The organism is Tenacibaculum aiptasiae (assembly GCF_965221665.1).
GTDB lineage: Bacteria > Bacteroidota > Bacteroidia > Flavobacteriales > Flavobacteriaceae > Polaribacter > Polaribacter aiptasiae.
This window is the reverse complement of record NZ_CBDCSN010000001.1, coordinates 25,217-35,954: the sequence shown is the minus strand read 5'-3', so window position 1 is coordinate 35,954 and position 10,738 is coordinate 25,217. Positions and strand designations below refer to the sequence as shown.

Here is a 10,738-nt window from a genome sequence, read left to right as displayed (position 1 = left end):
CTAAACCGCATCCAGTATAAATTTCATTACCATCAATAACTTTTACAATTTCGCTAAGTTTAATAGTTTGAGATTTACTTTCAGATATTAAAAAACCACCATAAGGGCCTTTAATAGAGTTTACAATGTTGTTTTTTGTTAGTTTTTGCAAAATCTTAGCAGTGAAAGCTTCTGGCGAATTTGTAGCCTTAGCAATCTCCTTAACGCCAGTTTTATTACCGTTAAAGCTTTGCTTGGCAATATATAATATTGCTCTCATGGCATATTCGCAAGATTTTGAAAACATATAAAATATTTTTACAAAGGTAGTGTAATTTTTATAACGGATACAAATATCTTTTATAAAATATTTTGAAACACAAAAGAAACTTTAATTTGTAGTTTCAGTTTTACATATGTGGGTTTTAGTGTATAGCAAAACCAATGATAAAGAAAGAACAAAATAAGATAATGCTATTTCCCAGTTGAAAAATAAATAAACAATCCAACTTTGTAATGCATAAAAAGTAGGAAATAAAATTGTGTTAATACTAAAACGAAAAGTGTCGATAAATTCAATTTCAGTAACTTTTTTGCCTACCTTTTTCCATAAATAATATGGAATTACACTATTTAAAACCATTAAATAGTATAAAGGATTAAAAGTGTTTTTATAAGATTGTTTTAGAGGTGGTAAATTCCCACTTTTTATTATTTTATTAACCTCTTTTACTTGAGTAAAATCAACTTGAGCATTATTTAGCTTTTCTAGAGTAGATTCATAGTTTTCATCATCTTTAATATGAACTACTAAGTTTTCTAATTGTGAGCTCACTTTTTCTTTTAAAACTTTAGCTGAGGCATTTAGATTGTCTTCTTTGTAAAAATCGTTAGATACAATAGGTTCACCAAAGTTTACAGCTACTTTTGAAGGGTATTGAGAAGAATTCTGATAAGTAATACCTACAGGGATAATATAAATTTTTGTATCTGGGTAATTATTTAGAGTACCAAATATTATCCTTGTAAAGCCTTTGCTAAGTGGTCTGACAGTTCTTTTTCTATTATGACTTCCTTCAGGAAAAATAAGTAATGCTTTATTGTTCTTTAAAAGCTGTTGGCATTGATTAAAGATTGCTTCATTTTTAGAAAGTTGTTTTATACCATCTCTAATGCGATAAATAGGCATCATACCTAATAAATTAAAAAAGTTAGAAACAGATTTACTTGTAAAAACACCAGCTTGTACTAAAAAATGTGTTTTTCTCTTAATATGAGTTGCTATAATTAAAGGGTCAATCAAACCGTTTGGGTGATTAGAAGCTAATAAAATAGCACCATCTTTAGGGATGTTTTTATTTCCAGTAACTTTTATTTTATTAGAATAAAAAAACAAACCAGTTTTGATTAGTACTTTAAAAAAATAGTAAACTAAGTATCTCATTAATTATAGTTTTTTTCTACCCCAATAAGTTGCTAAAGCCATTCCCGAAAAAATATCCCATACACCCCAAAAAGCAGCTAATAGTGCCATACCACCAAGACCATCGAAGAAGCTAAATACTAGGAGAAGTCCCAATCCACTATTTTGAATACCAGTTTCCATAGAAATTGTTTTCGTGTCTTTATGATTAAGTTTGAATGATTTTGCCGTTACATAACCAATAATAAATGCAAATACATTATGAAAAATTACTAAAAATAATACTAAATGAATATAGTTTTTAAATATATCAGCATTATCATAAAGAGCAATTACAATTAAAAGTAAAAAGAAAACTACTGAAAAAGGACGAAGTATCTTATTAATTTTTGTAGCCATTTCTGAATGAAAATGATTGACTAACATTCCTAAAATTATTGGGATTCCTAGTATTAATAATACAAGTTTAAATAATTCAAAAGGATTTAAAGAAACACTTTTTAAAATAGCATTAGTAGGCTCATATAGGCTTCCCCATATTTGTAAGTTTAAAGGGGTCATAATTAAACATAGTAAAGTAGCAAAGGCAGTTAAACTAACAGATAAAGCAGTGTTTCCTTTTGCCATTTTACTAAAAAAGTTTGAGACATTTCCTCCAGGGCAAGCAGCAACAAGCATCATACCAAGTGCAAAACTAGGATATGGTTTGATTAGGTAAATAGCTACAAAAGTTAGAAATGGAAGTAAAATAAACTGAGATAATAATCCAACTAAAACAATTTTAGGATTCTTTAATAATCTTTTAAAATCAGCAATTTTAATATCTAAAGCAATACCAAACATGATAATAGCCAATGCGATGTTTAACATCCATAAAGCATCAGTGTCAAAATTTATTTTAATACTGTCTATTTGAAAATCATTAGTTTTTAAAGGCATATTCTATAATGTTTGAACCCATTTTTAAAGCTTTTTCGCGTACTTCTTTAGGATTATTATGAACAGATGCATCTTCCCATCCATCACTTAAGTCACTTTCATAATCGTAAAATACAATTAAACGCCCTTTGTAAAAAAGACCAAAGCCTTGAGGTGGTTTTTTATCGTGTTCATGAATTTTAGGTAATCCATTAGGAAAAGAAAATGTTTGGTGATAAATAGGATGGTTATTAGGTATTTCTTGAAGTTTTAAAGAAGGAAATACTTTTTTAAGTTCTCTTCTAATGTATTTATTTAACCCATAATTATCTGAAATATGTAAAAAACCTCCAGAAATTAAATAGTTTTTAAGGTTTTCAGCATCTTCATTGGAGAAAAAAACATTACCATGTCCAGTTAAAAATATAATTGGATAATTATTTACTGTTTCATCATCTAAACTTACCGTTTGTATGTTTTTATCAATTAGGGTTTTTGTGTGAAGGTTAGAATATTCAATAAGATTAGGTAATGCAGTTGGATTTGCATACCAGTCGCCACCTCCTTGATATTTTAATACAGCTATTTGTTGAGGAAAAACGATGAAGGAGTTTATTAAAAATAGAATAACTAAAGCCTTTTTCATTGTGTATATTATGTAATGAAGAGCAATATAATAAAACAACAATAAAAAACACCAATATGACTATTGGTGTTTTCTTTTTCCCCTTACTGAAGTTATTTTATAAATTAAAAATCCCCTTATTATTTTCAATAATTACATAACTTCTTGTACCAAATATATAATAGGGTAAAAATAAATGAGTTCTAAATCGTCCAATTTGGACGATTTAGAACCCTTTTTTTATAAAAAGTAAAATGTTTATTCTGGTGAGATAATATACTTAGGAGTGACAAAAAATAAAAACACCAATAGTCATATTGGTGTTTTTAGGACAAACCTTTTCTTTTTCATTATTGAGTTTATTACTCAATAAATATTTTAAAGAATATTTAAATTCAAAATAGAAAACCCCTTCACAATTTTCACTTTGGATTTCAAATTTCTCGTTTACAAATATAAAGGCTATTAAGAATTTAAGGGTTCGAAAACATCCAATTTGGATGTTTTCGAACCCTTTTTTTATAAAAAGTAACAAATTTAATTAACTGCTACTGTGATGTTTTTGAATTCAACAGGAGTATACCCAGTGTGTTTTTTAAAAACAGTATAAAAAGTAGATTTTGAGTTAAATCCAGATTCTAACCCAATAGAAGTAATAGTATAGTTAGAATAATCTAAATCGAGTAAAAGGCTTTTAGCTTGTTCTACTCTCATTTCATTTAGATAATCAGTAAATGATTTACCAGCAATATTATTAATGATAAGAGAAAGTGTGCTTGACCCTAACTCTGTATCTAATGATAAATTTTGTAAAGTATATTTAGGTAATAAATACTTCTTACTCTTTTTTATAAAATCATCTATTTTCAAAAATTGCTCTTTATGTTTTTCAGAAGAGGTGTCTTCTATTGTATTTAAATTAATCGCATTAACATTAATATTACCATTCAATTCAATAGATAATGACTCTCTAATATGTTTACGTTCTTTTAGTATTCGAATTTGTCTTAGTCCTTGATATCCTAGCCAGTATATAAGGATGGTTGTGTAAATTCTTAAAGGGTAATATGAAAATAAAAAACCTGAAAAATTCATTTTAACTTTTATAATCAAAGCTAAAATCCACAATGAGTATCCAACAGTAGTCAATTTAAAGAAAGTGTGTATCCATTTTAAATTATCAAATGATAATATTTTAGGGAAAAGTTTTTCTTTTTTATATAAGATATAAAAAGAGTATATGAAAATGCTTAGTGATACTACTAAACTAAAAATTTCTTCAAAAGAAGTATATCGTTCGTATAAATAATCTAAATCATTTTGAGTAAATGTGCTATTACTGTAATTAAATACAAAACTTACTTGAGCTACAACGATTATTAAAAATAAAGGAATTATAACTTTTAGTAGTTTATAAGACTTATCTGCTAAATTCAAATAATTGACTAAAAACATATAAAGAAAGGGCATGGCTAAAAAGTGCCAGGGTATTTGAATATAGTCTAAAGCAAACCTATGTTGAAATAAATTCTTTTCTAAAGCCCAAGACTGGAAGTTGTTTAAAGAAATAGCTAGTATTAATAAATTTAAATATAGCATACTTTTTTCTCTCCCATTTTTAGAACAAAAAAGAATTATACTAAAGGCAAAACCATGTAATGCACTAATAAGTAAGAAAAAATTGAAAAAGTCAGCAGTATTCAATAGTTGTATATTTATTTAGAACTTTAAATATACAAAAAATGACTTATTGATGAATAAAGGCAATATTTTGTACTACGCTTAAACCAGCGGTTTCCGTTCTTAATCTATTTTCTCCTAAAGAAATAGGGGTGAAGTTTTTATGTAAACAACTATCAATTTCTTTTGTAGAAAAATCACCTTCAGGTCCAATTAGAATAGTATACTTTGAATTTGGTTTAACAATGTTTTTTAAAAATACTTTTTCTGTATTTTCTTCACAATGCGCAATAAAGGTTTGTTCAGAAAAATCACTCTTAATAAACTCAGAAAGTTTTATAGGTGAATTAAGTTTTGGGAGTGTAAACTGAAGCGATTGTTTCATGGCAGATTGAATTATTTTAGATAATCGTTCAGTTTTAACTACTTTTCGTTCAGAATTATCACAAATTATAGGAGTTATTTCATCAATACCTATTTCTGTAGCCTTTTCTAAAAACCATTCTAAACGATCGTTGTTTTTTGTTGGTGCAATAGCTACATGTAAATAGTACTTTCTGTGATTAATTTTTTCTTCTTTTTTTATAATGGTAGCCAAACACTTTTTATCGTTTGGAATTACTATTTCAGCAAAGAATAAATAACCATTACCGTTGGTAATATGTAAAATATCTCCTTCTTTTTTTCTTAAAACGCGAACAATATGCCTACTTTCTTCTTTTTCGAAAGTAATTTCTTTAGTCTCGGGAGTAATATTAGGGTTAAAAAATAGCTGCATTATAAATTTAACTTGTAAGTTCTTCTTCTTTTGTGTACTGAAGGATTAAAAACTTTCCATATTTTTTGTATGGCTGTATTATCTTCTAGTTCAGGAGTTCTTATACAATTTTCAATATTCTTTTTTGTGAAAATTTCAGAATAGTGCTTGAAAATTATAGCAGTTACTCCTTTATTTTGATAGTCAGGATGTACTCCAATCAAATAAAAAATTACATCTTTAGAATTGCGTCTAGCATTCAATAAATGAAAAATTCCAAAAGGAAATAGTTTTCCATTGGCTTTTTGTAAAGCCTTAGAAAAAGAAGGCATCACAATAGCAAAAGCGACTAATTTGTTGTTCTCATCTAGAACAAACTTTATGTATTCAGGATTGATAAAACTAATGTACTTTTCTTTAAAATGCTTTATTTGTGCATTAGAGATTGGAACATAAGTGGAAAGTTTAGAGTAAGTTTTGCTAAACAAATCGAACATTTCATCAACATAAGGTATGATATCTTTTGTTGAAGTAAAATTCAAGGCTTTTAAATTGTATCTTTTTTGAATAATGTTACTAGCCTTCTCATATTTTGAAGCAGCCTCACTACTAAAGCGGAATTTATTTTCTAAATATTCTTTTTCTTTTTTGAAGCCTAATTGTTCTAAGTGTTTTGAATAATATGGATGATTATACCAAGTAATCATAGTTCCTATGTGATCAAATCCTTCTACAAGAACTCCAGTTTTATCTAAATTATTAAAACCAACTGGACCTTCCACATACTCTAGGTTATTTTGATAACCAATTTCCTTAACTTTTTCAATTAGTGATTTAGTTACATTTATATCATCTATGACATCAAACCAACCAAAACGCATCTTTTTTATGTTTTGTTTTTCAACCTCATATGTGTTGATGATTGCAGCAACACGTCCAACAATTTCATCATTTTTTAAAGCAATAAAAAAACGAGCGTTTGCATGTTCAAAAACAGGGTTTTTGTCTTTGTCAAAACTATTTAGTTCGTCGTTGATAATTGGAGGTACCCAATATTTATTATTCTTATAAAGAGAAAAAGGAAACTTAACAAATTGTTTCATTTCCTTTTTGGTGTTTATTTCTTTAATTTCAATCATACAGCAAATGTATCATTTTTATTTATCCTTCTTCTTTTCTTTTTCTTTCTCTTCTTCCTTTTTTAAATCCTCTTCTAGTTTTTTTATTTCCTTTTCAAGCTTTAAACGTTCTTTTTCTTTACGTTTGGCTTCTTTTTCTTTTTCTTTTTTTATTTCTTTTTCAAGCTTTAAGCGTTCTTTCTCTTTCTTTTTAGCAGCCTTTTCTGCTTCTTTAGCTTTGTTTTTGGCATCTTTTTCAGCCTTCTTTTTAGCTTTTTTAGCAGCTTTCTTTTCTGCTTTAGCAGTTTTTTTCTTTAATTTTTTGTCCTCTTTAGCAATGACATCTATTAAAGATTTTTGACGTTGTCTTTTTGGTTTTTCTATAGTTATTTCTTCTTTCTTTTCACCATCATCAATAACAATAGTTTGCTTTTCTTTTTTCTTAAACAGCTTTTTTACTTTACTGAATAAGCGCCCAAAGAAACCTTTGTTTTCATCATATTTAGTTTCTTCTTGTTCTACTATCTTATTACCAAATTCATCTACTTCAACAAAATCATCTCGATGTCTATTTATCCTATAAGAAACTCCCACACCAGTATAAAAACCAACTTCGTCTTGCTGACGCATTATTCTGGCAGTAGCATTAAGCTGTAAATTTTCGCTATATAAATAGGCAGCACCAAAACCAATGTTACTTTTTCTTTGGTATTTTTCAAATGATCCTTGTAGTTCTGCAAAACCAGACCAATAATCATTAAAATTATAAGTTCCAGTTATGATGTATGAGAATTCAGAAAAATCACTTCCTATGTAATCATAATATAAATTACTTATTACATTTAGTTTATCAGAAAATTCATTTTGTAGTAAAACCCCAACTTTTGGAGTTACACCACCTTTTTTATGATAATCATTTAAGATGCTTCCAAAATTCAACCCAGCATATACTCCTACATGTGGAATCCATCTTTTCCAATCAAAAGAATGTCTAGCTTTCCAGCTTCTAATTTCTTTACTCTTATCATCATATTTAGGCGTATACACTAAATATTTTGCTCCTAAAGTTAAATTACCAAAACCTATTTGATTATATGAAGATTCAAAAACATTTTTAAAAGCATTTTTATCGCTTTGTAAACTTGTATTTAAGTTAAATTCTAGTTTTTCGGTAAAGAAACTAGTCCTAAATAATAAGTTTAACCCAATAGCTTGCGGATTACTAAAAGTAGGTGTAGCATTAATTTTTCTAAAAAATAGGCTTGATTCAAATTGATAAATACCAGAACCTACACTGTATGGACTCTCTGAAAAACCTGGACGGTTAGAATTTATAACAGTCGTGTATTGTGCATTTACAAGAAAGGTTGAGCAAAAAGCAAAAAACAAAAAAAGTTTCTTAATCATGTTATGAATTCAAGTTATAGAAATTATACAAACATACGTAAAAATACGAATTACCGTATAATTTAAGTTTTGTAAAGTCTTAACGCTTCCTTTTGCTTCAAATTGTTATTTTTGATAGATTTTTTTATTTACAAGAAATAGATGATACATATAAATGAGGCTGGACCTATGAATTTTTTAAGAACTTTACTAATAATCCTTGTAGCATATTATGCTGTTAAGTTTGTTGTGAGGTTGTTTGCTCCATATTTAATTAAAAAAGCTGTTGATAAAGTACAGAAAAGAGCTGAGCAACAATATCAAAACCAACAACAAAAAACAGATGTTGAAGAAGGAAAAACAATTATAGATAAAAAACCACGAAATAATAAGCAAAGCAATAATTCGGTAGGAGAGTATGTTGACTTTGAAGAAATAGACTAGCTATGAATTTTAAAAAAATACTTCCATTTGCAATAGCAATAGCTGCTTTTGCTGTTATATCATTGTTATATTTTAATCCAGTTTTAAGTGGAAAACAAATTAAACAGAGTGATATTACTCAGTTTATAGGAATGTCTAAAGAAGTTTCTGATTATAGAGCAGAAAAAGGGGAGGAGCCTTATTGGTTAGGAAATGCGTTTAGTGGAATGCCAGCTTATCAAGTTAGTGCTTATTATCCGAATGATTTTGTAAGATATATTGATAAAACTATTCGATTTTTACCAAGACCTGCTGATTACTTGTTTTTATACTTCTTAGGATTCTTCTTGTTGTTAAATGCATTGAAAGTAGATTGGAAACTAGCTATATTAGGTAGTTTGTCCTTTGGTTTTTCTACATACCTAATTATCATTTTTGGTGCAGGGCATAATGCAAAGGCCCATGCAATAGGATATATGCCGTTAGTAATCGCAGGAGTATTATATGTTTTCCAAAAAAGATATTTACTCGGTTTTGTAATTACTTCTTTAGCTATGGCTTTAGAAGTGTATGCAAATCATCCTCAAATGACTTATTACCTTGTTTTTTGTTTGTTAATATTAGCTATTGTAGAATTTATTGAAGCATTTAAAACAAAAACATTACATGTTTTTGCTAAACAGGCATTAATATTAGTTGTTGCAATGTTTATAGGTTTAGGGGTTAACTCTACGAGATTATTGGCAATGAAACAGTATGGAGATTTTAGTACCAGAGGGAAGTCAGAACTAACTATAAATGTCGATGGAAGCCCTAAAGAAAAAACTACAGGACTAGATAAAGCTTATATTACAGAGTATAGTTATGGAATAGGAGAAACATTTAATTTATTAATACCTCGCTTTATGGGAGGTGGAACTATTGAAAAATTAGGTGAAGACTCTAATTTTTATCAAGTTTTAGAGCAAAATGCTGGTAAAAGTGTAGCAAAAGATTATTCAAGTCAAGTACTTACTTATTGGGGAAAACAGCCTATTGTAGAAGCACCAGCTTACATAGGAGCAATTTTATTCTTTTTATTCTTTTTAGGAGTATTTTTAGTAAAGGGAAGATTGAAATATTGGTTAGTTTCTGCTACTATTTTCTCTATTGTATTAAGTTGGGGTAAAAACTTTCCAATAATAACAAATTTCTTCATCGATTATGTGCCTTTGTACAATAAGTTTAGAGCAGTTTCATCTATTCAAGTAATAGCAGAATTATGCGTACCATTATTAGGAATTATAGCTTTAAGAGATTTCTTTTCAACCAAAATTTCTTCAGAAGAAAAAGAAACGGCTGTTAAAAAAGCTTTTTATGTAATAGGAGGTCTAACTGTGATTTTCGCCTTATTTGGTTCAAGTCTGTTTGCTTTTGAAGGACTTAGAGATAACCAATATCAACAATTACCAGCATTGATTGATGCTTTAATTTCTGATAGAAAGGATATGTTGTTTAATGACAGTGTAAGATCATTCCTGTTAGTTTTAGTAACTGGTGGTTTATTATGGTTTTATTTAAAAGGAAAGTTAAAACAAATTCCAGTTTTAATAATTATTGGTGGATTAATAGTATTTGATTTGGTTTCTGTAGATATTAATTATGTAAACAAAGAAGATTTTACATCTGCAAGAAGAGTATTAAAACCATTTTCGCCAAACCAAGCTGATAAGGAAATTTTAAAAGATAAAGATTATTATAGAGTAGCTAACTTTAGTGTAAATCCAATGCAGGATGGTAGAACTTCTTATTTTCATAATTCAATAGGAGGGTACCATGCAGCAAAAATGAAGAGGTATCAAGAGTTGTTTGACTACCAGATAGCTAAGAATAATTTAGAGGTATTGAATATGTTAAATGCTAAATATATTATTATTGGTGAAGATAAATTTCAAGAAAATAAAGATGCCAATGGAAATGCTTGGTTTGTTGAGAGACTAAAAGTTGTTGATACAGCCAATAGAGAAATAAAAGCTCTAGATAGTTTAAAAACGAAAGAAGAAGCTGTGTTAAACTCAAAACATTTAAAAGGAGAGTTAACTTCATTAAAGTTTCAGAAAGACTCTATTTCATCGATAAATTTAGTCAAAAATGATGTAACAGAATTAGTCTATGAAACAAATGCAACAGTAAATAGTTTCGCTGTGTTTTCTGAAATTTATTATAAGGATGGTTGGAATGCCTATTTAGATGGTAAACAAGTTCCTTATCACAGAGTAAATTATGTGTTAAGAGGAATGGAGATTCCAAAAGGAAAACATGAAATAGTATTTAAATACGAACCTACAGTTATAGCAACAGGAAATGTAATTACATTATTTTCATATGCATTATTACTTTTAATTCCAGTAGGTTGGGTGGCTTTTAAGAAAAGAAAACAATAATTATAT

At 28.1% G+C, this 10,738-nt stretch carries 10 protein-coding genes; 2 read left to right on the top strand and 8 right to left on the bottom strand.

All coding sequences use genetic code 11. From position 1 onward, the window contains the following. The 8 genes from ACOQN8_RS00165 to ACOQN8_RS00130 all read right to left on the bottom strand — a co-directional run. Nucleotides 1-286 (bottom strand): RrF2 family transcriptional regulator (locus ACOQN8_RS00165; RefSeq protein ID WP_420551166.1); only part of this gene is annotated, 286 nt, incomplete at its 3' end. Between the two features lie 84 nt (nucleotides 287-370). Next, nucleotides 371-1,423, bottom strand: coding sequence for a lysophospholipid acyltransferase family protein (locus ACOQN8_RS00160; RefSeq protein WP_420551165.1), 1,053 nt, complete (start codon nucleotides 1,421-1,423; stop codon nucleotides 371-373). Nucleotides 1,424-1,426: 3 nt separating this feature from the next. Beyond that, nucleotides 1,427-2,341: a bile acid:sodium symporter family protein gene (locus ACOQN8_RS00155; RefSeq protein ID WP_150900753.1), complete on the bottom strand. Its 915-nt coding sequence runs from the start codon at nucleotides 2,339-2,341 to the stop codon at nucleotides 1,427-1,429. Beyond that, nucleotides 2,325-2,966, bottom strand: a complete 642-nt coding sequence (locus tag ACOQN8_RS00150) for a DUF4159 domain-containing protein (protein ID WP_420551164.1) — start codon at nucleotides 2,964-2,966, stop codon at nucleotides 2,325-2,327. Before ACOQN8_RS00150 ends, ACOQN8_RS00155 begins: the two co-directional genes overlap by 17 nt. Before the next feature lie 516 nt (nucleotides 2,967-3,482). Continuing rightward, nucleotides 3,483-4,544 carry a helix-turn-helix domain-containing protein gene (locus tag ACOQN8_RS00145; protein WP_420551163.1) on the bottom strand — a complete coding sequence of 354 codons (1,062 nt, stop codon included), beginning with the start codon at nucleotides 4,542-4,544 and terminating at the stop codon, nucleotides 3,483-3,485. A 148-nt stretch (nucleotides 4,545-4,692) separates the two neighbouring features. After that, nucleotides 4,693-5,403, bottom strand: coding sequence for a 16S rRNA (uracil(1498)-N(3))-methyltransferase (locus ACOQN8_RS00140; RefSeq protein ID WP_150900756.1), 711 nt, complete (start codon nucleotides 5,401-5,403; stop codon nucleotides 4,693-4,695). Further along, nucleotides 5,403-6,521: a GTP cyclohydrolase gene (locus tag ACOQN8_RS00135; RefSeq protein WP_420551162.1), complete on the bottom strand. Its 1,119-nt coding sequence runs from the start codon at nucleotides 6,519-6,521 to the stop codon at nucleotides 5,403-5,405. Before ACOQN8_RS00135 ends, ACOQN8_RS00140 begins: the two co-directional genes overlap by 1 nt. Before the next feature lie 18 nt (nucleotides 6,522-6,539). Then, the gene (locus ACOQN8_RS00130) at nucleotides 6,540-7,907 is read right to left on the bottom strand and encodes a transporter (protein WP_420551161.1); all 1,368 of its coding nucleotides are present in this window, start codon (nucleotides 7,905-7,907) and stop codon (nucleotides 6,540-6,542) included. 141 nt (nucleotides 7,908-8,048) lie between these two features. Here ACOQN8_RS00130 and ACOQN8_RS00125 point away from each other — a divergent pair, with 141 nt between their 5' ends. Together ACOQN8_RS00125 and ACOQN8_RS00120 are read left to right on the top strand one after the other, a co-directional pair. Continuing rightward, the gene (locus ACOQN8_RS00125; RefSeq protein ID WP_272150387.1) at nucleotides 8,049-8,330 is read left to right on the top strand and encodes a DUF4834 family protein; all 282 of its coding nucleotides are present in this window, start codon (nucleotides 8,049-8,051) and stop codon (nucleotides 8,328-8,330) included. A 2-nt stretch (nucleotides 8,331-8,332) separates the two neighbouring features. Further along, the gene (locus ACOQN8_RS00120; RefSeq protein ID WP_420551160.1) at nucleotides 8,333-10,732 is read left to right on the top strand and encodes a YfhO family protein; all 2,400 of its coding nucleotides are present in this window, start codon (nucleotides 8,333-8,335) and stop codon (nucleotides 10,730-10,732) included. Nucleotides 10,733-10,738: the final 6 nt, after the last annotated feature.